20 protein-coding genes and 1 tRNA gene are annotated in these 22,004 nt (G+C 55.8%); 10 read left to right on the forward strand and 11 right to left on the reverse strand.

All coding sequences use genetic code 11. The annotated features are described in order from the left end of the window. The first annotated feature begins 3 nt into the window (after positions 1-3). The 4 genes from ihfA to ABD735_RS02515 all read left to right on the forward strand — a co-directional run bounded on the left by ihfA (position 4) and on the right by ABD735_RS02515 (position 2,139). On the forward strand, positions 4-303 hold the full coding sequence (ihfA, locus tag ABD735_RS02500) for an integration host factor subunit alpha (protein ID WP_344802950.1): 300 nt from the start codon (positions 4-6) through the stop codon (positions 301-303). Then, complete coding sequence (locus ABD735_RS02505; RefSeq protein WP_344802952.1) at positions 287-643, forward strand: MerR family transcriptional regulator; 357 nt, start codon at positions 287-289, stop codon at positions 641-643. The genes ihfA and ABD735_RS02505 overlap by 17 nt, the downstream gene beginning before the upstream one ends. A 49-nt stretch (positions 644-692) precedes the next feature. Further along, positions 693-769 (forward strand) — tRNA-Pro (locus tag ABD735_RS02510). Positions 770-1,005: 236 nt separating this feature from the next. Continuing rightward, positions 1,006-2,139 (forward strand): sensor histidine kinase, encoded by a 1,134-nt coding sequence (locus ABD735_RS02515; RefSeq protein WP_344802954.1) that lies wholly within the window; start codon positions 1,006-1,008, stop codon positions 2,137-2,139. A 33-nt stretch (positions 2,140-2,172) separates the two neighbouring features. On the opposite strand, the gene ABD735_RS02520 is transcribed toward ABD735_RS02515, so the two are convergent. Then, on the reverse strand, positions 2,173-2,883 hold the full coding sequence (locus tag ABD735_RS02520; protein ID WP_344802956.1) for a 1-acylglycerol-3-phosphate O-acyltransferase: 711 nt from the start codon (positions 2,881-2,883) through the stop codon (positions 2,173-2,175). A gap of 229 nt (positions 2,884-3,112) precedes the next feature. On the opposite strand from ABD735_RS02520, the gene ABD735_RS02525 reads away from it, so the two are divergent. Beyond that, positions 3,113-3,961: a metal-dependent hydrolase gene (locus ABD735_RS02525; RefSeq protein WP_344802958.1), complete on the forward strand. Its 849-nt coding sequence runs from the start codon at positions 3,113-3,115 to the stop codon at positions 3,959-3,961. 35 nt (positions 3,962-3,996) lie between these two features. On the opposite strand, the gene ABD735_RS02530 is transcribed toward ABD735_RS02525, so the two are convergent. Continuing rightward, positions 3,997-4,833 (reverse strand): MerR family transcriptional regulator, encoded by an 837-nt coding sequence (locus ABD735_RS02530; protein ID WP_344802960.1) that lies wholly within the window; start codon positions 4,831-4,833, stop codon positions 3,997-3,999. Between the two features lie 164 nt (positions 4,834-4,997). On the opposite strand from ABD735_RS02530, the gene ABD735_RS02535 reads away from it, so the two are divergent. The 4 genes from ABD735_RS02535 (at position 4,998) to ABD735_RS02550 (ending at position 9,394) form a co-directional block, all read left to right on the forward strand. Continuing rightward, complete coding sequence (locus tag ABD735_RS02535; RefSeq protein WP_344802962.1) at positions 4,998-6,137, forward strand: AI-2E family transporter; 1,140 nt, start codon at positions 4,998-5,000, stop codon at positions 6,135-6,137. Between the two features lie 79 nt (positions 6,138-6,216). Further along, positions 6,217-7,407: a phospholipase D-like domain-containing protein gene (locus ABD735_RS02540; RefSeq protein WP_344802964.1), complete on the forward strand. Its 1,191-nt coding sequence runs from the start codon at positions 6,217-6,219 to the stop codon at positions 7,405-7,407. Between the two features lie 93 nt (positions 7,408-7,500). Further along, complete coding sequence (locus ABD735_RS02545) at positions 7,501-8,511, forward strand: hypothetical protein (protein WP_344802966.1); 1,011 nt, start codon at positions 7,501-7,503, stop codon at positions 8,509-8,511. Positions 8,512-8,599: 88 nt separating this feature from the next. Further along, positions 8,600-9,394: a DUF805 domain-containing protein gene (locus ABD735_RS02550; RefSeq protein WP_344802968.1), complete on the forward strand. Its 795-nt coding sequence runs from the start codon at positions 8,600-8,602 to the stop codon at positions 9,392-9,394. A gap of 27 nt (positions 9,395-9,421) precedes the next feature. Here the strand turns inward: ABD735_RS02550 and ABD735_RS02555 are convergent, their stop codons facing one another. The 6 genes from ABD735_RS02555 to ABD735_RS02580 form a co-directional block, all read right to left on the reverse strand. After that, the gene (locus ABD735_RS02555; protein WP_344802970.1) at positions 9,422-10,468 is read right to left on the reverse strand and encodes an ATP-grasp domain-containing protein; all 1,047 of its coding nucleotides are present in this window, start codon (positions 10,466-10,468) and stop codon (positions 9,422-9,424) included. Then, on the reverse strand, positions 10,465-11,682 hold the full coding sequence (locus ABD735_RS02560; RefSeq protein ID WP_344802972.1) for a tyrosine/phenylalanine carboxypeptidase domain-containing protein: 1,218 nt from the start codon (positions 11,680-11,682) through the stop codon (positions 10,465-10,467). Before ABD735_RS02560 ends, ABD735_RS02555 begins: the two co-directional genes overlap by 4 nt. Next, positions 11,673-12,470: an N-formylglutamate amidohydrolase gene (locus tag ABD735_RS02565; protein WP_344802974.1), complete on the reverse strand. Its 798-nt coding sequence runs from the start codon at positions 12,468-12,470 to the stop codon at positions 11,673-11,675. Before ABD735_RS02565 ends, ABD735_RS02560 begins: the two co-directional genes overlap by 10 nt. Positions 12,471-12,585: 115 nt before the next feature. Then, positions 12,586-13,476 (reverse strand): M48 family metalloprotease, encoded by an 891-nt coding sequence (locus ABD735_RS02570; RefSeq protein WP_344802976.1) that lies wholly within the window; start codon positions 13,474-13,476, stop codon positions 12,586-12,588. Beyond that, positions 13,473-14,009 carry an SH3 domain-containing protein gene (locus tag ABD735_RS02575; RefSeq protein WP_344802978.1) on the reverse strand — a complete coding sequence of 179 codons (537 nt, stop codon included), beginning with the start codon at positions 14,007-14,009 and terminating at the stop codon, positions 13,473-13,475. Before ABD735_RS02575 ends, ABD735_RS02570 begins: the two co-directional genes overlap by 4 nt. Next, positions 13,987-15,615 (reverse strand): CHASE2 domain-containing protein, encoded by a 1,629-nt coding sequence (locus ABD735_RS02580; RefSeq protein WP_344802980.1) that lies wholly within the window; start codon positions 15,613-15,615, stop codon positions 13,987-13,989. Before ABD735_RS02580 ends, ABD735_RS02575 begins: the two co-directional genes overlap by 23 nt. Positions 15,616-15,818: 203 nt before the next feature. On the opposite strand from ABD735_RS02580, the gene ABD735_RS02585 reads away from it, so the two are divergent. Further along, positions 15,819-17,513: an AMP-binding protein gene (locus ABD735_RS02585; RefSeq protein ID WP_344802982.1), complete on the forward strand. Its 1,695-nt coding sequence runs from the start codon at positions 15,819-15,821 to the stop codon at positions 17,511-17,513. An 11-nt stretch (positions 17,514-17,524) separates the two neighbouring features. Here the strand turns inward: ABD735_RS02585 and ABD735_RS02590 are convergent, their stop codons facing one another. The 3 genes from ABD735_RS02590 to ABD735_RS02600 form a co-directional block, all read right to left on the reverse strand. Further along, positions 17,525-18,376 carry a DUF3750 domain-containing protein gene (locus tag ABD735_RS02590; protein ID WP_344802984.1) on the reverse strand — a complete coding sequence of 284 codons (852 nt, stop codon included), beginning with the start codon at positions 18,374-18,376 and terminating at the stop codon, positions 17,525-17,527. A 66-nt stretch (positions 18,377-18,442) separates the two neighbouring features. Next, on the reverse strand, positions 18,443-20,350 hold the full coding sequence (locus ABD735_RS02595; RefSeq protein ID WP_344802986.1) for an MFS transporter: 1,908 nt from the start codon (positions 20,348-20,350) through the stop codon (positions 18,443-18,445). A 289-nt stretch (positions 20,351-20,639) separates the two neighbouring features. Beyond that, positions 20,640-21,656 carry a glycosyltransferase family 2 protein gene (locus tag ABD735_RS02600; RefSeq protein ID WP_344802988.1) on the reverse strand — a complete coding sequence of 339 codons (1,017 nt, stop codon included), beginning with the start codon at positions 21,654-21,656 and terminating at the stop codon, positions 20,640-20,642. Between the last annotated feature and the right edge of the window lie 348 nt (positions 21,657-22,004).

A 22,004-nucleotide genomic window follows, 5' to 3' on the forward strand; every position in this document is an offset into this window, starting at 1 on the left:
TGAATGACGGCTTTAACCAAGGCTGACATGGCGGAAACGCTGTTCGAGGAAGTCGGTCTCAATAAAAGGGAAGCCAAAGAAATGGTCGAGCTGTTTTTCGGCGAGATCAAAGAAGCACTAAGCCATAACGAACAGGTCAAACTGTCTGGTTTCGGTAACTTCGACCTGCGCGACAAGAATCAACGTCCTGGTCGGAATCCGAAAACCGGTGAAGAAATCCCGATCACTGCCCGGAGAGTCGTTACCTTCCGTCCCGGCCAGAAGTTGAAGACGAAAGTAGAGGCGTATGCTGGAGGCGAGTAATAACGCGGAATTACCAACGATTCCGGGCAAACGTTATTTTACCATTGGTGAAGTGAGTGAACTCTGCTGCGTCAAACCGCATGTCCTGCGGTACTGGGAGCAGGAGTTTCCTCAACTGGCGCCGGTAAAACGTCGGGGCAATCGTCGCTATTACCAGCGTCAGGATGTTCTGACGATTCGCCAGATTCGTGGCCTGTTGTACGATCAGGGCTATACCATTGGCGGTGCCAAGCTCAAGCTGACGGGTGACGATCAGAAGGATGACGCTACCCAGGCCCGTCAGTTGATTCGTCAAATGATTACAGAACTCGAAGAAGTCTTGAAGGTTCTCGAGCCCTAGGCTATCATCGCCACCCTTCCTGAGTGGCAAGTCTTGTCATCTCGGATTTCGGGGCGTAGCGCAGCCTGGTAGCGCACCTGCATGGGGTGCAGGTGGTCGGAGGTTCAAATCCTCCCGTCCCGACCATTTCTACATATATCCATATTTCACCAGCTTCGCTGTCCTGCTGCATTGTTAACTCTCTATCACGTGTTTTTCTGGCTCTCCGATAGGCGCTTCGTGTAGTGTCGTGGGTGTCAGGAGCGGCTGTTTCACGCCACGATGCCTTGCGCATCACAAGGCGCTTTTAGTGATTCCAGCAGCAAGACTCTCCTATTCAGTACTACGTTTGACCTTGAGTCGAGCGCCGACGAGAGTGCCTTATGCGACTGCACAACTTCATTTCGGCCAACATGGAAGCCATCATCCTTGAATGGGAAGCGTTTGCGCGTGCCATTCAGCCGTCTGGTGGTGATATGGATGTCATGGAGTTGCGCGATCATGCGCAGGACATGTTGCTGGTCATCATCGACGACATGTCAACCAACCAGACTGAACGGCAACGGACTCGCAAATCCAAAGGACAGAGTCCCGGTAGCAACATAGAAACTGCCGCCGAAACTCATGCTGAAGGTCGTTTGCTCTCGGGTTTTTCTGTCATCCTGCTGGTGGCGGAGTACAGAGCACTGCGCGCGAGTGTGTTGAGACTCTGGTTTCAAGAGCCGAGGTCGCGCGAACAGGAAGGCCTGGAAGACGTGATTCGATTCAACGAAGCCATCGATCAGGCGCTGGCCGAGTCCATATCGCGGTATTCGGATGCTGTCATTAAAAATTCCGATATATTTCTCGGTATGCTTGGACACGACCTGCGCGCGCCCCTGCAGTCCATCAGCTTCGGGGCTGAAAGCCTTAAACTGACGAAGAATATTGACGCCAGCCATGTTCAGATCGGGACTCGTATACTCGGAAGCGTGCACCGCTTGAAAGGTATGCTGGACAATCTGATGGATTTTACCCAGAGCCGCATCGGGGGAGGCTTGAGCATCCACCCGGTGCCAATGGATCTACCGGCGATCGTCAGTCGGGTCGTGGAGGAGTTTCGTGGCTCGCATCCTGGGCATGTCTTTCGCGAACTCCACACGGGGGATTGTCGTGGTGAGTGGGATCCGGGCAGGCTGGGACAGATTTGCCAGAATCTTATTGGCAATGCAATTCATCATGGCGCGCCGAAAGGCGAGATCCTTGTCTGCTGTAGTGAGCGTGCTGAGACGGTGGAACTTAGTGTACATAACGCTGGCGATCCGATTCCCACAAAAGATCACAAGCGAATCTTTGACCTGGCAGAGAGCACAATGTCAGGCAGATATAATCCTGACAAGAACATGGGCCTTGGGCTCTACATTGTGCGGGAACTCGTGCAGGCGCATCACGGCATGGTCAGTCTGACCTCAACCTCCGAGGATGGCACGACCTTTCTGATTGAACTCCCCAAGACGGACACTGAGGCCAGCAGCTAACAGATCTTCATTTTCTGCACTGTCTTCAGATGACTAGGCCACCTGTGAATCCAGTTCCCGGATACGCTGTTGCATCTGCGTCTGGCATTGTGCCAGCAGGGCTGGTACGTCTTCAGCAGTAAGGCCTGCAGTGGGAATTTCCGGTAGTGAATCGAGCAATATCCTACCGCTGTTCCATCGGTTCAAATCAATATGCTTCATGTAGCTGCTGGCACATACTGGCACGATAGGGACACCTGCGGCGATCGCCATCTGGAAGGCGCCCTTCTTGAAAGGGAGCAACTCGCCACTGGGGTTTCGCGTACCTTCGGCGAAGAACCAGATCGACGTATTGCGGTGGCGCAGTGTTTCAGTCGTCTTCAGCATCGACTGACGCGAGCGCATGACATTCCCACGATCGATCAAAACATTACCAGAGAGCCAGTACAACTGGCCGAACAAGGGTACCCACTTGAGGCTCTTCTTGCCGAGACTGACCGTTCTTGGGGCTATCAGGCCACCCATGATAAAGAGGTCATAGTTGGACTGGTGGTTCGCGACATACACACAGGGTGTGGCCCTGGTGGGAAGTGGATCTGCCTTGAGGCGCACACCCATGATCGGTAGCGCGAGGCTCGCATATAGTCTGCCGGCAATTCTGCTGTTATCAGGATTGAATGGTCGAAAGAGACAGACAATGAGGCCGACCAAGCTGGCGACGATGAAGTGCACGCTTAACAGCAGCATACGTATCGAAAACAACATTCGAGCATCCGGAATCTGGTGTGAGAGGCGCCTACCTTGCCACGCATCAGTGCGAATGGCCACGGCTTAATGGTTCAGATTACACACTAGTCTAGCCTGTTCCGGGCACAAGTGATTGCGCAAAAAATCCTTGCATTTGTCTGTCACGCTTGCTTACATTATCTATGTGCCATAGATCGATGGCACATAGATAATGTAAGCAAGCCGCCACCTATGGAAGGAATGCCTAATGAGTATCGTCAATCCAATACAGCGCAACCTAAAATTCCTGCTACCCGTCGACCGCGTCACCGACTGGCATGCAGATGGCGTTCATGTCTCCCAATTTCTCAATACCTTGTCGCTGTTCTTCCCTCAGGGCGAGCGATTCTTTATCGATAGCGTACGGCACTACCGTGATCAGATCGACGAGCCGGAGCTTCAGGCTTCAGTCAAGGCATTTATCGCTCAGGAGGCGATGCATGGCCGCGAACATCAAATCTATAATGACGCCATGGAAGCGGCTGGGTTCCCCATCAAATCTATGGAAGATCGTGTTACTCGGCGCCTCAAGCGACTGCAGAAGGTCTCGTCACCAGCGTACTGTCTGGCTGTGACGGTCGCGCTGGAACATCTGACTGCCATCATGGCTGATGCGCTGCTGAAAAGTCCGGCAGCCCTGGAGGGTGCCGAACCTCGCTTCAAGGCACTGTGGGAATGGCACGCCCTCGAGGAAACAGAGCACAAGGCGGTTGCCTTCGACGTTTATCAGCAAGTCGTGGGTACCGGCACCCGGGCCTATCTGCTACGTTGCGCCACGCTGTTTATGGCAACGACGATCTTCTTTTCCCTGTGCACAATTTTCTATCTGAGAATATTGCGGCGTAGCCGGGCATTGATCAATCTTCGCGGCTGGTGGTCTCTTACAAGACACCTCTGGTTAAGGCCAGGCGTTTTCCGCAAGGCCCTGCCGTCATGGTTCGCCTGGTTCAAGCCTGGCTTTCACCCATGGCAGCATGACAACCGGCATCACCTGGAGCAACTTGATGAGCTGGTGGAACGAGTGGAGTCATTCGGACATGAACAGCAGGCAGCCTGAGCAGCAAAGTGTGGCCACGAGAAGGCTGGCGACGGTCACTTCCGCTTGAGCACCTCGAGCTCCTGAATGATGGTTTCCAGCCTGTCGCCAAGGAAGTGGTTGGCGGCACGCTCCATTGCCCGCGCGAGTTCGGCATGCACCGCCATTTCAGCCAGAGGGCGCAGTCGCCAGATCAGATCGACCAGCTGCGGTAAGTCTTCCTTTGGCGGCGTGGCATCGAAATCGTACTTCTCGAGCACGTGCTCGGATACCAGCTTGACCAACTCATTGGCCACACGTTCCACATTCCCACGCAGCATCTGAATGATGTCGAGCAGTTCCTCGAACGGAATGCCAGTCGAGACCAGCTCTGCACCGGCCTGCATCATTCGAAGGCTACGGATCGACACATGATCACCTTCGATCCGGAACAGATCCAGGTCTCTGGCTTTTGCCAGCGCCTCACTCGTCATTTTCGTATCGAACATGGCCATGAGTTGTGTCAACGGCATGACCACGGTTTCTTCATCAGTCCATGGGCTGGTGAGCGCAGATTCGATGCCGACAAAATTTTTCAGGTCCATTCCCTGTTCTACAGCCGTAAGTAGATCACCAATACTGGACAAGGTGTAGCCGCGCTCCAGCAAATTAGCGATCAGCCGGAGTCTTGAGTAGTGCTCATCTGAATAGATACCCTTCCGTCCTCGAAGCCGTGGAGATCGAAGAATGCCACGCTCCTGGTAAGCCCGGATGTTTCGAGTGGTAGTCCCAGTCGCACGTGCCAGTTCGTCAATCGTATATTCACGCTCGAGTCTGCTCTTGTCATGCGAGCCTTCCGGCCTCATCTGAGAGACCTGTTCGATGAATCGTCGGGTTGAATCCTTTGGGGGCATTGGTCCAGTCCAGGGCGGTCGGAGGAAAGTTCCGGCAGGAACAGCGGTTTGTGCCAGTATATAGTAAGTACCTGGGGACACGTCATCCCGGATGTAATACCCGCTGGCCTCATGCGGTTGGCTGGCGGGTCAACAACAATGAAATCTGTGAGTAGAGTTCTGAAATGACCCAGTCCGAACTGCATATCGAACGTTGCAAGGTAGTCTGCCTGCTCATACTGACAGCGCTGGCGCTGGCGACGGCATTATATTTTGCCTCGGGCATACTCGTGCCAATCGTGCTTGCCTGGCTTCTGAGCTCGCTATTGCTGCCCATCGTAAAGTTCGGCAACCGCTACCGTATCCACTCGGCCTTTACTGCAGCCGTTATTATCATGACGATGCTCGTACTTCTGCTCGTGTTGACTGACTTTCTGGCCGAGCCCGCGGCTGAACTGCTGAAAGAGCTACCAGCCAATCTGCAGGCGCTCAAAGATTTTGTCGCGACTGGGGGCGGGGCATTCGGTGATCTGCAGCGGGTCTCACAGGAGGTTGAGAACCTCACCGAGATGGATCAGGTGACCAGGGGTGAAGAGCCGCTGTCCGTGAAAATCAAGGAGCAGGACGTCCTGAGCGGCATCATGACAGAAAGCCTGCCGAAGTTTACAGGTTATCTCATCATCACGCTGGTGCTGACCTTCTTTCTGCTCTCGGCAAACCAGCATTTTTTGCGAAGAATGGTCCGACTCAATTCCACCTGGCGCGGCAAGCGTCAAACGGTCTATATCGCGACCAAGATTCAGCGCGACATTTCCCGCTATCTGGGTATGGTGACTATCATCAACACCTGTCTCGGTCTGCTGGTTGCCGGCTATCTGTTTTTGCTGGACGTGCCCAATCCACTGTTCTGGGGAACGCTAGCTGGTCTGTTGAACTTCGTTCCTTACATAGGCGCCATGGGCACCGCCTGTCTGCTGACCATGGTAGGTATCACGGAGTTTCCGGTGATGACCGATGCCCTGGCTGTGCCTGGGATATTCCTTATCCTCACCACGCTGGAGGGGCAGTTCATCACACCTACGGCGGTGGGTCATAGTTTGCGACTGAATCCTGTATCGGTATTTCTGGGTGTCATCATCTGGAGCTGGTTGTGGGGCGTGCCGGGTGCTTTGATGGCCACACCCATGCTGGCCACCATCAAGATTCTGCTCGCGAATTTGCCCGGCATTGCAAGATTACAGATGATCCTGAAGCTTGGCAGCCCGCCAGCTGGGCCGAGGAATTATTCGACCAGTCTCAGGGATGGTCGCGGATCGGATCGTTAGCAGTTATGATCGCATCATGACGTTCGAAAATGATAGCTACGAGAAGTCGGATAGCAGCACCGCTGTTACTGGAGAGCTAATGACTGATTCAGACAGGCAATCGCACAAGCGGGCCGTACTCGAGCACGCACTTGGTGTTCCGTTCACGAACAATAATACCCTTCGCATACTCAGAAACGGCTGTCAGATATTTCCTGCCATGCTTGAGGCCGTGAGGCAGGCGAATGAGCGTATCGAGTTCCTGACCTTTGTCTACTGGACTGGTGATATTGCTGTCGAATTTGCTGAAGCCCTGGCTGAAAAGGCGAGAGAGGGGCTGTGTGTGCGGGTACTACTTGATAGTTATGGCGCAGCCACGATGAACGATGATCTACTGGATGCCATGCGCGAGGCGGGTGTCATCATTCGCTGGTTTCGGCCAATGGCGACCTGGAAAGTCTGGAGAAGCGATCACAGGACCCACCGCAAGATTCTGCTCGTCGACCAGTGCATTGGCTTTACCGGTGGGGTCGGTATCGCGTCGCAATGGGAGGGCGACGCCGAAAATCCAGAGCAATGGCGCGACACGCATTTTCAGCTGACGGGCCCTTGTCTCGAAGGCATGCATGCAGCTTTCCTGGGTAACTGGGTAGACGAAGGTCGCCTGGTGGAACCAGATCTCATGTCTCCGGTCAGCCTTCCCGAGCACGTCCGTCTGCCGGGTAGCGATATTTTTGAAAACGTGACTATACAGGTGCTGAAGTCCAGCTCAGCCCTCGGCTGGTCGGATGTCGCCACCCTGATACAGGCGCTGCTGTTTTCAGCCCGTCGCGAAGTGAGAATCGCCACTGCTTATTTTGTGCCCGATCCGGTGCTGATCGATCTGCTGGCCGCTACGGTGGCCCGTGGGGTGTCGATTACCGTCATGCTGCCAGGTCGACACACCGATCAGCGTGTCTCGCAGCTGGGCGGCGAAGACGGTTTCCGGCGCTTGCTCGATGCTGGCGTGACACTGTTGCTGTATCAGAAAACCATGCTGCATACCAAGTTGATCATCGTCGACGGCGAGCTCGTCTGCATTGGGTCGGCGAACTTCAATCAGCGTTCGATGCAGAAGGATGAAGAGATCAGCATGGTGGTCGATTCTGTGGCCGTAGCCGAGCGTCTGAATGCGGACTTCGATGCTGACTCGGAACATTGCGAGCCCATCGACTTCACCAGATGGACACAGCGCTCGCTCTGGCAGCGGGCTGGCGAAGTGGCCATGAAGCCATTCAAGCAACAGCTCTAGACAGGGTGCTAGCGTGTGCCAGTTCACAGCTCACAGCTTGTCGATATGGCCTAATACAGGGACGCTTAGAATAATCATGCCATGGATGCCTGTATGTCTTTCCCGCTCAATGTCTTTCTCGCCGCTTCGATAGCCTTATCACTGATCGCCTGCAGCAGCAGCGATAACGACAGTGATCCTGTCCAGAATTCAGATCCCGTTGCGCAACAGCCGGACCGCAGTGGGGCAGGGCAGACGCCGCCGGGTGAGCCGCAGGTGCTCACTGGTGTCTTTCTGGACAGCCCGGTCGCCAATATTGACTATCGTACCGCAAGCCGTTCGGGTGTGACCTCTGCGCAGGGGGAGTTTACCTACCTGCCGGGCGAAAGCGTCACCTTCGCCATAGGTGATCTCGCGCTGCCTGAAGTCACTGCAGCGCCAGTGGTCACTCCTCTGGACATGTCAGCCGACGCCACCATCAACGATGAGGTGACCAATATCATCCGCCTCCTGCAGTCGCTGGATGTGGACGGCAACCCTGAAAACGGGATCACCATTTCTGAGCAGGCCAAACTGAATGCCACGCAGGTCATCTTTGCGCAGACGGTTGCAGATTTTGCGGCATCAACTGCGGTCACACAGCTTCTACCCAACTCCGGGCTGAGTATCATTCGCATCGGCCTGATCCCTGTCATCGATGCTATCAGCCATCTTGAAGCTCAACTGGCCCGACTTGAGGGCTCCATCGATCCCGGTGCCGATGGTGATCCTGTCACGCCTGACACACGCCCCTATGATCCGGCAAGTCCTTCGGGTCTTTGGGTGCTGGAGCCCACTGCAGAGAATGGTCTTGCGAGTGCCGTGCTGGTGAGCTTCGTCAGCGATGACAATCTGTTGGTCACTCGGCGCTGCCTGGTGAACGGCGCGATGACAGACGTGCTACTGCAAGGCACCTGGCAATTCAATACAGGCAATGGCGTTATCTCGACCTTCATCGTGAGAAGTGCTGACCAGGTGTGTGACGATAATAGTGATGATGTTTTCAGTACCCGGCGGCTTCGCTGGCAGGATGGCACACTGCAAGCGCTGTCGGTCGAAGGTGAGGCCTATCCTTTCGACCGCTGATCTTCAACTGGATCGCAGCCATAGCAGGCCCTGCTAGCGTACAATGCTCCATCGAGAGTCGTTTTTCTGATGTGAGCACTGTTTAGACATGGATATCGTTTCGCTGTATTTATCCTTCAATGGCCGGCTGGGCCGCTCTGGCTACTGGTTGGCTCTGGCGGGGCTTCTCGCAGTCACTGGGCTGCTCTGGGCCAATGGCCTGTTCAGTACGGCCTCGCTGCCCCTCTATCTGCTCCTGCTGTATCCCTTCCTTGCCATACTTGCCAAGCGCAGCCGTGATACTGGCTGGCCCGCCTGGTTGTCGGTGCTGTTTCTCATACCCGGCCTCAATGTTCTGTGGATGATTGTGCTCGGCCTCACGCCTTCCAGAAAGTCGGTATTCGAGCGAGGACGATTTGATCATGCAGCTGGTACACGGACCCGCCATGCGGCGCAAGGTAGTGCCAGCCCGCGCAGCGACTCTGCTCAATCGCAGCACGAGAAAATTGTCTGGTGCCCAAGCTGCGAGCGCAAGATGCGCATCCGATTGCCAGCGCAGGCAGGCGTAGGCCGCTGTGGTAGCTGTCGTGAGCCTTTCAGAATGGAGATCGATCAGTACGGCCAGATTTTCGTGTACAAGGCGACCACAGGGGGGAAAGCGGGTTCGGGCAGGTCGAGGCAGGATCACTCAGCACCGGATTCGATTTCGGCCTGCCTGCAGGCGCTGGATCTCGGTCCAGAGGCAGACAAGCTCGCCATCAGAAAGCGCTATCGTCAGAAAATGAAACTCTGTCATCCGGACAAGGTGGCTGGTGCCGCACCGGATGTGAGGCTGCGGGCAGAGGACGAATCCAAACGGCTGAATCAGGCCTATTCAATGCTCAAGAAGGCTGGCTACGTGTAAAGCGTCACTCGGGGCCTCCAGCGGCGCTTACATCACGGCGAGTTCGGTCACGCTGAGTTTGCCGCCGTAATAGCGCTTCAGTCTCACCTTGCGCTCGAGATCGGCGATGATCGCGCCTGAAAAATCCTTGCCTGTCAGGTCCTCGGCCATGGTAATACCGCCAGGGCTGTCGACATTGATCTCCATCATCTTGTTACCGACGATATCCAGTCCGGTAAAATACATGCCGTCGCGGACCAGCTTCGGACCTACTGCCTCAGCCAGGCGCAATGCGTCATCATCAGGTTCGGCCATCTTGATCTTGCCACCTGCCGAGATATTGGAACGACCATCGCCCGATTCGTTATAGCGCTTGAAGCAGGCATAGACCCCGTCGACTTGCAGTGGCTTGCCATTCAGCGTGAGTAAGCGAAGATCACCGTCGGCTGCCAGCGGCAGGTACTCCTGTACGATGACATAGCCATCGCGGAGACTGGCTTCGATCATCTGGTTCAGGTTTGAACTCGACTCCCTGTTGATGATAAACACGCCCTGTCCGCCCGAGCCCTGCAACGGTTTGATGACGGCTTTTCCGCCGAAGCGCTCTACCACATTCTTGATCTCGGCAGCATTGTGAACGATGGCGGTCTTTGGTCTAACGAGTTCAGGGTAGGTCTGGAAGTAGGTTTTGTTGGAGGCATCCGTGAGATGCGTTGGGTCGTTGAGGACGATGATGCCCTGATTGGCCAGCAGCTGAGCGAATAATAATGCCGAAGGCGGTGCCCATGGACGGGTATTGATTTCGTCGGCAGGATCGAAGCGAAGCAGGACCACATCCATCTCGCTGAGATTGCAGCGTGTCTTCTCGACTTTGTCGGACTGCAGGTCGGCCAGTAGATCAGTATCGTCCTCATAATCTGTCCGGCTTGGGCGCGTTACCAAGGCAGCGACTGACTCGTTGGATTCGTAGATGAGATTCCCTATACCGACGAGCACCACTTCGTGACCCATACCAATGGCACGTCGAGCCAGCCGGATTGTGGTGTAGTTGTCTTTCTCGGTACAGATGTCATTGATGATAAAGGCGAGTTTCATGATTCAGGTCTTCCTTGAAAAAGCGCTTCCACGCTGAGAGTGCGAACACGTTCCAGTCTTTCCAGGCAGGCAGTAGATTCGAGGTGACGAGGCAGGAGACGAGGGAGTGACACCAGACCATCATCGACGAGTTCCTGTAGAATGAAGCGCTGTTGCAGCGCAAATTTGCCGAGATACAGGAACTCGAGGCTTCCACCGTCTGCGAGATATTCAAGCAGATTCTGCAGTCCGTGGAGATAGACGGAGTCCTTGGTGAGGCCGCCACCACGGCGGGCCCTCACCGCAATGTCAAAGGCATCTTCAGCGGGTAGGCCATGCTCCTCGTGAAGCACCGCGAAAATGTCTACAATATTCTTGCGCTGGATGACGAGATCACTGGCGACGACGCGCGCAGCTATGATTCGCAATCGTCTGGGCGGTAAATACCCGGCCAGATACTCCGCCAGGGTGCCCAGTCCCTCCTGCAGGGCATCGTAATGCGCCAGGCCGACCTCCAGCTGCTTCAACACCTGATGATGGCCGTTATAGCGCGTAACGACATGAACACCGACTTCGTGGGCCATCAGCGCTTCAATCCGTTCGGGTGAGAGGTGCACGCTGCGGGCAATTTCAAGATTGCCGCGATGCACCATCATCATCGAGTTGAGGTCGGGCTGAATGATTACTCTGGAAGCGAGATCCGGCGCTGACTGACGATAGTGTGCGAGGTGTCGCTCGGCGGCGGCGGCCACATCGTCAGCGCCCGCCGTATCGAGTGTCTGATCTTCATCCTTGACGCTGCGCAAAATCCGTTCAGCCGTATGCAGGAGGGCGCGATCTGTGCCCCCAAACAGGTCGACCGAGACGGCTACAAAGCCCTCGGTATCACGTAACAGGACGAGTTCGCATTGCAATTCCAGCTCTTTCTGCTTTTCGAGCAGAAGAGCGTGAATAGCAGGGTGCTCGATATCGTCAACCTGGAGTTCTCTCAGGCTTTTCCGCAGCAGCTTGAAATCGTCCGGAATGTCGACATATTCCAGCAAGGGCTCATCCTTGTAACCGCTCTTCTGAAAGGCTTCCCAGATATCATCGTTATGAAGAGGCGACAGGTAATACAGCCAATCCACCTTGTCGTCGATTCCCACCAGCGCCCGGTCGACTTCGGCCGCTATCGGCGGCAGTGGCCTGAGGTGATCGACTTTCTTACCACTGTCCAGATCCGCTTTTAACGACATTGTCTTAGCTCCCGTGTAGCTGCCTCGATGGCATGAGCAAGCCCGCTACGCAGATCTTCCACCACTGGCAGGTAGGCGTGTCCGGTCCATTCGTCCATGTAGAACTTCTTGTATTCAAGGGTGACAGTGCAGACATCATCTCCGAACTCGGCGAAGACCCACTCCGGCCAATGCCCACCGTCGGGATAGCGGACGTTGCCGCGAACATCTGGTCTGCGGCCCTGGCAAGGCACCTGAGCGAGCGCCTCGCTGAAAACGTCGATCAGCGAGCCGTAGCGGTCATGATTGAGTTCGGTGAGTCCAAGGTCGATATCAGGATTGCTTGAAGAAGACGCGGGCGGCGCGTATTCACCATCGCGACGGTGATTATAGGAATGGATGTCGAGAAGTAGTATTTTGCCGTGAGTGGTGATGAGCGACTTGATCCAGTCGCTCATCAACCCGTAGAAGCGGTCGTGTTGCGCAAGCGAGCGCTCGATCATGGCCTGAGGTGGGCTTTCCCGCCAGATGCGCTTTCCCCAGGTATGTTCCGGGTTGGTGGCGAGCGCCATATCGCGCGAGCGGTTGAGATCGACTTCGAAGCGGGACGTTCGGCAGAGAAAATGATCAGGAGCGGCCGAAGCCCAGATATCAGTCAGCGGATCCTCTTCACGTCTGAGTTCAGCTTCGTCGGCCTCCAGGTAGGGGCGAAGCTCCTCTCGCATGGCATGTCCTGCATGGACTGCTGTAGCCAATACCGGACCGCCGGTGCTGTGAATTACCCAGTTGTCATCGCTCGCTGTGCTCATCGTGAAACCGACCAAAATCATATCTCCAGCTTGTCTATACAGCTGGGTATACGGCTGGCACAGCGAGATCGATTCTTGTCCTAAAGGCCTACTCCTGACGCCTCTGAGAGAGGCGTCAGCGCTTCTTCAGCGGATACAGACCTGTGCTGGCGAGTTGGCCTGACTCCGGGAATCTGGGTGCAAATTCGTTGAGCCTGCTCAATCGGTCAGCGGGTAGTGGGTGGGTCTTGTACATCAGCCCGCCTTCGTTACTGGCGGCCGATGAATGACCAATTTCCTGCAGCACAACCGGCAGGCCATAGGCCTCATAGCCTGCCCTGGAGGCCAGCACGATGCCAATCAGATCGGCTTCGTATTCCGCATCTTTATCCAGACCGCGCGCCAGAATCTCGGCCCCGTTGCCAATGAGGTTGTCCACGACCTGGGTCCGGTTGCGGACCTTGTCGCTGAGTATTTTGGAACCGGTATCGACCAGCTTTGACTGATTCAGTAGTTCGAGGTGATGGCGACGGACTACGTGACCAATTTCATGGCCTAGAACGCCGGCGAGTTCCGACTCGTTGTTCAGCAGGGCGTAGAGGCCACGGGTAACGAAGATATAGCCGCCTGGACTCGCGAAGGCGTTGACGGAATCCGAGTCGATGACGCCGAAGGTCCATTCGAGTCCTGGTCTTTCAGATTGCAGGGCCACCCATTTGCCAACCCGGTTCACGTAGCGCTGGAGCTTGGCGTCTGCCACCAGCGGCGCTGCACCGAGCAATCGACCGGCAATTTCACGCCCGATGGCGACCTCTTCATCTTCTGCCACGTCGGTGGTCAGGATGGAGAGGACCTCGAGCCCTCGGGACAGGTCGCTGACACCTGAACTGTCGTCACCGGGCGCAGTGGACGATGTGGCCTTATTGAGAATATCGCCCGCCAGCCCCCCGAGATCGAACGCGATAGCTGGATTGGAGAGTGACAGGCTGACAGTAGCGAGAAGGCAGATGGTGCTGAGCAGTTTCATCGGTCGTGCCTCCTGGCAGCGGGTGTGGCGTTGGTAATATCCTCGAAGTACTCGACCGTAGTGCTTTGCAGTCCAGCACGAGCTGCTGCACTTTCCGCCACTGAGGCGTCTATGCGGTAACTCTCGGCCAGCGAGATCTGTTCAGCACTGAAATTGGCGCTTTTGAGGTCTTCTTCGTCCAGGCCGCGAATACCTGTAGTGGCCACGACATTGCCGCTCCCTGCACGGCCGGTCGCCAGACCGAAGGTATCTGCCACCACCGAGCCTTCTGCTGACTTGCCGAAGCGAAGATCCAGGGTTCTGATCCAGCCCTCGCTCTGCTGATGCTGAATCCGCGACCAGCCGCCCTTGCGCTCCAGCACCTTCACCGTAGAGGTGGCGCTGAGGGTTGCGATGACTGCGGCATCCTTGAAGGGCTCTGTGTAGAGCCTTGATGGCTTACCCAGACTGGCCTCCTTGGCCAGCAAAGGCAGTGGCGCAGATATCAACGCAGCTGCCAGCAAAGCAATATTAATTCGTCGGTGTCTGTTCACTATGCTTCCCTGTATTGGTGGTCTGTTGAAGTAATTTGAAGGCCTGCGATCTCCAGAGCTGCTCATTTGCAGGGCGATCTGCATCGAACTGCATGACCTTGGTGGCCACGAAGAGTGAGTCCGCTGGTATCGGTCTGGCGCGAGCTTCGAGTAAATGAGTGTGCAAAGCGCCCGTGGCGAACAGTTCAGGCCGTTCGTCGAACAGGTTGAAGATGAAGTAGGTCTCGCCGAAAGTTGCCTGCAAGGCACTGTTTTCTGCGGGCACCTTTTCGACATGAACAGTTCTGAACAGTTTTCTCATTCTGGCCAGCGTCTGCCGTCTGAGCTGTCTGGTCTCAGTCTTGGAAGGAAAATGCAGGATGCCGATACCGACTGGGCCGGGGGTGGCAAAGCGTTTCTGCCATACGCGCTGCGAATCGGATTTCGTACTGTAGATCTGATAGCCCCTGGCTACCGCGAAGTAGGCGAGACCAAAGAAGACCGGGGCGGAGAGGTCGAGATAGAAATCCGACAGGTTGATGCTGGCGAAGCCCAGAACGAGCAGACCGCCCTGACTGGCCCCGTACAGTCCATCGATCACCGTGACGGGAATCTGACGTGCAAAGGCAAGGGCGGTAAGCCAGATGATAAGAAGTGCGGTAAGCAGGGGCACCCACGGCGTCTGAAAGGTGCGAATGAAGTCCCTGTTCAAGGCATTGTCGATGCCCGTGGCAAGTATTTCCACACCAGGATGGGAGCGGGCAATTGGCGTTGGTTTCAGGTCATGAAGGCTGGGCGCCGTCGAACCGATGATGATGATCCGATTCTCGAATTCGTTGGCCGGACGTGAGGGCTTACGTTGAAGGAAGTCCTCGAAAACCTCCACGAAGCTGACTGACTCATAGGCGCCCACATCACCCCTCCAGTTAATCAATAACGACTGCGCCTGCGGAACGGCACCGTTCAATCGTTTCGCCAGGGTCAGGGGCAGCGACGGGATCAGCCAGCCGTCATGAATCTCATACAGTTCATAGCTGCGAACGATGCCGTCGTCCTCAGGTTGGATGGTGTTGGTGCCTATTCGTCCTGACGAGGTCGCTGCGCTCAGAAAGGGCAGGATTGCGGCGAACGGGGCATCAGTGCTCGGCAGATCATCCAGACGCTCGAGGCCAGGCACCATGGATGGGCGAAGTTCACTCAGCGAGTCATTATGCGAGGGCAGTCTGATAAACGGAAAAAATACGTTGTCGTAGCTGTCTGCCACTGAGTTGAGATAGGCATCGGACTCAGGATTATAGATGTCCGGCTCCGAAAACAGGATGTCGAATACGACGGCTGCCGGGGATTGTGCCTCCAGGCCTTCGACGAATTCAGCCAGCACAGTCCGCGGCCATGGCCAGCGACCATACTCCTCGCCCATGGCCGCCAGCGACTTCTCATCGATATCGATGATGACGATGTCCGGATCTGCCGGCGCATGGAACAGACGGTGCTTCAGCGACAGGTCGTAGGCGCCACTCTCAAGCTTTCCGAGAAAGTTGAAGTGCAGAAATTCAGCCAGCGTGATGATCGAGAGCAGAACTGCGAAGCAGTAATAGGCAAGCGCGTGGTTTTTAGGGCGTAGCAAGCGGGGATCTCCATCCATGGACGGGCCGGAGTATACAGATTTACAGGCAGAGAGACCGTTAAATTGATCAGAACATGAGCAGATCGTGCGGTGTTTGGCATTGAGCTTGTGCAAAGCCTCCACCTAACTTGTCGGACAAGCCTCGGAGCCGGTAGTATCAGGCTGCAAAATTACAATAAGCAGCTGTTGGAGCGCGCACACACATGAACCTTGCCGATATCGCCCGTAACAAGACCCCCATCGAAATGTTCTACCATTGGGAAGAAACAGCCACCGATCGGGTCTATCTCCGTCAACCCATCGATGGCAACTGGAACGAGTACACTTGGGGCGACGTGGGCAAACACGCCCGAGGGCTCGTGACAGCATTGCTCGGTATGGGCTTCAAACGCGGCGACAAAATCGCCATTCTCTCCAAGAACTGCGCAGAATGGATCAAGACCGACATTGCCATGCAGCTTGGTGGATTTGTCAGCGTGCCCCTGTATTTTGATCAGACGCCCGAGACCATGCGCTACGTGCTCGAACACTCGGAGTCGAAGGGCATTTTCGTCGGCAAGCTGGACAAGCCGGTCTGGCAGCGGCTCAAACCCGGTATCCCTTCTGGCATGACGACAATAGGCTTCGACTTTCTGGGGTCCGATGGTGATTTCCCGAAAGAAGGCGAGGTCCAGCATCACACCAAGGATCTGATTGCGCAGAACGAGCCCTTCGAGGACAGTCCTGTACCTGCGGATGATGATATCTGGACCATCGTCTATACATCGGGCACGACTGGCAATCCCAAGGGTGCGGTTCATGTTTTCGGTGGCACTCGCCTTGTGGGATCTCGCGCCATGGAAATCTTCGACCTGGGCCCCGACGACAAGGGCTTTTCGTTTCTGCCCCTGGCCCACGTCGCCGAGCGCCTACTGCTGGCGACCACCAGCCTCTATTGTGGCATGCAAGTCAGCTTCACCCAGTCGCTCGATACTTTTCAACGTGATCTGGTATCGGTTCAGCCAACGATATTCTTTTCCGTTCCGAGACTCTGGAAGAAGTTTCAGGGAGGCATACTGGAAAAGATGCCGCAGAAGAAGCTTGATCTCCTGATGAAGATTCCGTTCATCAAGAACATCGTGGCGGCCAAGTTGCGCAAGGCCCTGGGTCTTGCTGAAGCGCGTTATGTGATTTCCGGCGCGGCGCCGATCGCACCATCGTTGCTGGCCTGGTACCAGGCGCTTGGCATCGAGATACTCGAAGGCTACGGCATGACCGAGAACTTCGCCTATGGCTTCATTGCCCGTCGCGGCAAGAGCAAGCCGGGGACTGTCGGGCAGGCCATGCCGGATAGCGGTTTCAGGCTGAGCGAGCAAGGGGAGGTGCTGTTCAAGTCGCCGACGCTCATGACCGGTTATTATCGCGAGCCAGAAAAAACTGCTGAGGCTATCGATGCCGAAGGCTACTATCATTCGGGCGATCTTGGAGAGATCGATCAGGATGGCTACCTGCGAATTACCGGCCGGATCAAAGAGCTCTTCAAGACTGAAAAAGGTGAGTACGTTGCGCCAGCCCCGATAGAGGCCAAGATTGCCTCGATGAAGGAGTTCGAACAGATCTGTCTGGCGGGCTCGGGTCTGAACCAGCCTGTGGCGATCGTGACACTGACTGAACAGGCTCGGCAGATTCCAAAAGAGGAATTGAAGACGGCTATTGAAAGCCATATCGAGCAGGTAAACCGTCAGCTGCTGAACCACGAGAAACTTTGTGGCGTCATAATTTCAAAAGACGATTGGCTGCCTGAAAGCGGAATGGTCACCCCCACCCTGAAGATCAAGCGAAGCAAGGTGGAAGATCGTTATACGCAGTTGATGGAACAGATCTGCAACTCGGGTGACAAGGTCATCTGGGAGCGCTGAAGCGCTGTCAGCTAGAGCTCCGGCGGAGGTGCCTCCGACCCCGCTGGCTCTGCGAGGCCCGCCAGTTCACCCGGTTCTGAGGGTAAGACCTCAGCCGTCTGAACCGGCTTGCCATCCATCCAGGGATCACGCCAGCCCAGCTGACCCACACCCGGTAGCTTTATCGCCAGCGCCAGTGGGTCGATACCAAGTGACAGTCCAAGCACGTTGAGTTCGAAGCCCTCCCTCACGCTCGCCATCACACCAAACCAGCCCCACAGAGAAAACTGATAACCCGTGCCGGTGGGGGTTTTCGCGATAACGCCATCTCCCAGGTAGTCCTTGCCTATAGCGATGTTGGGCAAGGCTACGCGAAAGTCTGGGACCTCTCGAATCACCCAAGCGACGAAGGTGTTACTGTTTGGCCCCGGCCAGGCCTGATATCGATCAGGATAAGGATAATCTACGATGGCTTGATCGATCTGCGGAATCATCGCAGCGGCGCGCTCGCCCCGAATGTCAGCGATCAGTGCAGGTTTGTTGCCATACCAGGCGTGATCGGGCTTGCCTGTTCTTGACCTGACCTTGTTCCGGCCCCAACCTACCACCTCGTGCACCTTGAAATGCGGCGCATCAGCGGCCTTGGTCGCAATCCAGGTGTGCACCGCAAAGTGTCCGCGCCAGCTATACGCCCTGGCGCCGTAAACCTGAACTACGGCTTCAGGGACTTCCGACGGCGATGGCGCGATCCCGGCACTGGAGCGGTCCGCCTGGTGCCAGCTCTTGACGCTTTTGGTGGGGCTGCACGCCGCCATGAACAATGGGCCCGCCAGCAGAAGCAGAAAAAGGCCCGTCGTGCTCAGAAAGAGTTTGAATACAATCATGCGGAGCACTTTACAGAACTGAGCCCCGCGAAAGGGTTACCGGCCTATTACGCTTATGCCATGCCATCACTTCAGACTGCCCCTGAGATCTTCGACCCGAGTCTGTAAATGCTCGGCCGTCACTCGGTCCGGCTGCTCTGGCGGGCCGAGCACGAGTGTGATTCGTGACCAGAACCTACGCGGAAGTTTGGTGAGTGCTGTGCCGCCAGCGTGGCTGAATACCGACCCCCACAGGCCTTGTAGAGCCATGGGTACGACCGGCACCGGAGTATCTGCGATGATCCGCTCGACGCCTTTGCGGAATGGTGCAATCTCGCCATCCTTCGTAAGCCGACCCTCAGGAAAAATACACACCACCTCGCCGGCCTCCAGGCAGGCGCGAATGTCAGCAAAGGCGGCGTTGAAGACTGCTGGATCTGCACGCTCAGAACAGATGGGGATCGTCTTGGCCATGCGGAAGAACCAGCGCATGCCAGGCAGGCCCGCGATGGTGCGGTCCATCACGAAGCGAACAGGGCGGTGAATGGCACCGCCGATGATGACTGCGTCAGCGTAGCTGACGTGATTACATACCAGAAGAGCGGGGCCTTCTTCGGGCAGGTTATCGAGGCCAGTGGTGCGTACGCGATAGATCGTGTGACCGAGCAACCAGATGATGAAACGGAATACAAATTCAGGCACCTGCCTGAACACGTAGATGCTCACGCCAAGGTTGATCAAGGCCAGTATAAGAAAATAAGCCGGTATCGACAGCGCGAATATGCTGAGGCAAATAATGGCGAACACAGCGCTGACGACCATGAAAAGGGCGTTCAGCACATTATTGGCTGCAATGACCTGGGCCCGCTGCGCAGGCGCACTTCGCTGCTGGATCAATGCATACAGCGGAACGATGAACAAACCACCGCTTAGTCCGATAAGGCCGAGGTCGGCCAGTAGTCGTCCACTACCCGCACTGCGCCAGAGACTGGCGACCGTATTGAGCAGTTCAGGATCCGCAGCCTCCGCCAGCGTCGTCTGCAGGGCGAGTGCAGCGAAGTACAGGTCGGCCCCGAAAACAGTCAGACCGAAAGCGCCGATGGGTACGATACCGAGTTCGACCCGCCCTCTGGACAGCCGCTCGCACAGCAGGGATCCGACTGCGATACCGACCGAGAACACGGCCAGTAACAAGGTCACCACGCCGGCGCCAGATGAGAGTACATCCTTGGTGAAGTTCGGAAACTGCGTCAGGTAGCTGGCGCCAAGGAACCAGAACCAGCTGATAGCCAGTATCGACTGAAACACGGCCGGATTTCGGCGTGTTTGCCGCCAGATGTTGGCAAGCTGCGTAAACGGATTCCAGTCAATGTTCAAACCGGGGTTGCTGGCGGCTGCTTCGGGTATGCCTCGACTGGCAATATAGCCAGCCACGGCGAGTACGACGACTGTGATGGCTATCCAGGTGCTGGCCGCGCTGAGTGGGGACAATACACCGGCCAGTATGGTGCCTGCGAGAATAGCCAGAAAGGTGCCCAATTCCACCAGGGCATTGCCCCCAACGAGATCGCGATCGTTAAGGTGCTGCGGCATGATGGCGTACTTCACCGGGCCAAAAAAAGCCGATTGTGTGCCCATGGCCAACAGCAGCAGAAGCAGGGCAAGGTACGCATCGAGAATGAGGGCCACCGCCGCCAGACTCATGATCACGACTTCGCCCAGCTTGACCCACCGAATAATGGCAGATTTTTCGTACTTGTCGGCAATCTGGCCTGCCATTGGCGACACCAGAAAGAATGGCAGGATGAATAAGCCGGCCGCCAGATTGACCACCACATTGATATCCATTCCCAAACTGCTGCCGGCCGAAAAGGTCAACAGCAGCAGCAGGGCATTCTTGAAGACATTGTCGTTGAAGGCCCCGAGGGCCTGAGTCAGAAAGAAGGGCAGGAACTGGCGGCTGCGCATGAGCGCAAGCGGGCTGTGGTGAGCCATGGACAACGGTCTCGTCTCAGGGTGGCACGTATTATGAATGTTCAGCTGAAAGCATCAATAGAGATTAGACCATGTTGGTAACTCACGACGAACGCCTTATCATGAAATCCGACCCCAATCGGCCTTTTCGGCAGAAACGACGCCTGGCTCAATTGCCCTTAGACGATCAGCAGGCAGAAGGAGAGCGCGTAAGTACTACACTCGGCGCAGACGTCCCTACAACTAACGTTATAAAAGGTAGCGGCTGAGATATCTGCTCGCGGCAAATAGGTCGCCACTTCATATAAGGTCAGTCAGGCGACGCGCTCGCCGTCAGGACCGAAGCAGTGGAGTGTGTGCCGTTCTCTTCAGAGGTAGTCACGTCCAACCTGTCGAGAAATGCACGAGTAGAGGCGTAGGCGTCGTTTGGGCTCTGCTGTGTCAGCAGAAGATCCTGATCAGTGACGTCTCTGAGAATCTCGAAGTCATCGCCCGCCGGCTTTATCAGGCCAAGCCTCTCGAACGCGCGAAGCCAATGCTCCATTGTATTTTGCCCCCACTTCTGCCGATAGACTCTGTTGTTGGCCAATACGGTCTGTAACCTGTGAACTGGTGGTCTGTGCTGCAGATGATACTGATGGAAGGCCGTCGCTCCAGCGCACCAGCCTATATCGATGCCGAGCTCGGACATTTCGCGACTAAAGTCGCTATCTTCTGCACCGTATCCGTCATAACGTTCGTCGAAACCGCCAGCCTCGAGAAAGAGCGTCTTCCTGGCGGCAAAAGACATCGACGAAAAAACCCTGTAGTCAGTGCAGCGCTCAATACCATTCTTGGGCGGTAAGCGTCGCTCGGCATGGACTACCGATGCAAGCATAAGCGTGTGAGGCGTCCATCCTGGCGCATTGCCGCCTTTGCGTAGATAACGAACGTCCCCGACAAGCAGGCCATTCCAGTGAGAGAGCGCAGCGATGTAGTCCTCGACCAGTCGAGGGGAAGGAATGCAGTCGATATCGAGAAACACCAGATGACTGGACACGGCTGCTTGGGCTGCAGCATTTCTGGCGGCTGCCAGAGGCAGCGCTGCGGTATCAGCTGACACGTGGATCTGTCGAATGGGGAATGACGCCTGCGGCAGGTTTGAATAGGGTTCGTCCGCCATGTAAGCAATGATCAGCTCAGTCGGCGTGATGGTCTGGCTTTCCAGGCCGAGCACGAGATTGCAGAGGTGTTCATGGCGACCTTTGCCGTAGGTGAGCACGCTGGCATCACTTCGCCAGGACTGGGTCCGAAGCCTGCTGGGAAACTGTCGGATAGATTGGGTCATACGCTAGGTACTCCATCTCTGTGGTTAGCCCTGACCCACCTTGAATCGGAGTCGAACTCGGCTTTTATTTATACTAATACTGCCTCAAACAACGCTTTTTGCACAGTCAACTGCTTTATAAAACCGCAAGTTAGCGGCGGAAAGATATCTCGGCTCTATCATTAAAAATCGTTAATTATATTGCCGAAATCCTCTGCCGCGGAACATCACCACAGCCACCAGCGCAGTGTTTACAAGGACTGTGACGGGTTAGACCTTTTCATTGCCACATATTGACGAACAGCGCAATAAAAGGAGAGAAGCATCACGTTAACAAATCGAAACACTTTGAAACGTTTAGACCTTGCT

This window comes from Allohahella marinimesophila, from assembly GCF_039538005.1.
GTDB classification, from domain to species: Bacteria; Pseudomonadota; Gammaproteobacteria; order Pseudomonadales; family Oleiphilaceae; genus Allohahella; species Allohahella marinimesophila.

Coding starts and splice junctions, on each gene's coding strand:
- ihfA (WP_344802950.1), top strand. CDS start 4: ATGACGGCTTTAACCAAGGCTGACATGGCGGAAACGCTGTTCGAGGAA.
- ABD735_RS02505 (WP_344802952.1), top strand. CDS start 287: ATGCTGGAGGCGAGTAATAACGCGGAATTACCAACGATTCCGGGCAAA.
- ABD735_RS02515 (WP_344802954.1), top strand. CDS start 1,006: ATGCGACTGCACAACTTCATTTCGGCCAACATGGAAGCCATCATCCTT.
- ABD735_RS02520 (WP_344802956.1), bottom strand. CDS start 2,883: ATGTTGTTTTCGATACGTATGCTGCTGTTAAGCGTGCACTTCATCGTC.
- ABD735_RS02525 (WP_344802958.1), top strand. CDS start 3,113: ATGAGTATCGTCAATCCAATACAGCGCAACCTAAAATTCCTGCTACCC.
- ABD735_RS02530 (WP_344802960.1), bottom strand. CDS start 4,833: ATGCCCCCAAAGGATTCAACCCGACGATTCATCGAACAGGTCTCTCAG.
- ABD735_RS02535 (WP_344802962.1), top strand. CDS start 4,998: ATGACCCAGTCCGAACTGCATATCGAACGTTGCAAGGTAGTCTGCCTG.
- ABD735_RS02540 (WP_344802964.1), top strand. CDS start 6,217: ATGACTGATTCAGACAGGCAATCGCACAAGCGGGCCGTACTCGAGCAC.
- ABD735_RS02545 (WP_344802966.1), top strand. CDS start 7,501: ATGTCTTTCCCGCTCAATGTCTTTCTCGCCGCTTCGATAGCCTTATCA.
- ABD735_RS02550 (WP_344802968.1), top strand. CDS start 8,600: ATGGATATCGTTTCGCTGTATTTATCCTTCAATGGCCGGCTGGGCCGC.
- ABD735_RS02555 (WP_344802970.1), bottom strand. CDS start 10,468: ATGAAACTCGCCTTTATCATCAATGACATCTGTACCGAGAAAGACAAC.
- ABD735_RS02560 (WP_344802972.1), bottom strand. CDS start 11,682: ATGTCGTTAAAAGCGGATCTGGACAGTGGTAAGAAAGTCGATCACCTC.
- ABD735_RS02565 (WP_344802974.1), bottom strand. CDS start 12,470: ATGAGCACAGCGAGCGATGACAACTGGGTAATTCACAGCACCGGCGGT.
- ABD735_RS02570 (WP_344802976.1), bottom strand. CDS start 13,476: ATGAAACTGCTCAGCACCATCTGCCTTCTCGCTACTGTCAGCCTGTCA.
- ABD735_RS02585 (WP_344802982.1), top strand. CDS start 15,819: ATGAACCTTGCCGATATCGCCCGTAACAAGACCCCCATCGAAATGTTC.
- ABD735_RS02590 (WP_344802984.1), bottom strand. CDS start 18,376: ATGATTGTATTCAAACTCTTTCTGAGCACGACGGGCCTTTTTCTGCTT.
- ABD735_RS02595 (WP_344802986.1), bottom strand. CDS start 20,350: ATGGCTCACCACAGCCCGCTTGCGCTCATGCGCAGCCGCCAGTTCCTG.
- ABD735_RS02600 (WP_344802988.1), bottom strand. CDS start 21,656: ATGACCCAATCTATCCGACAGTTTCCCAGCAGGCTTCGGACCCAGTCC.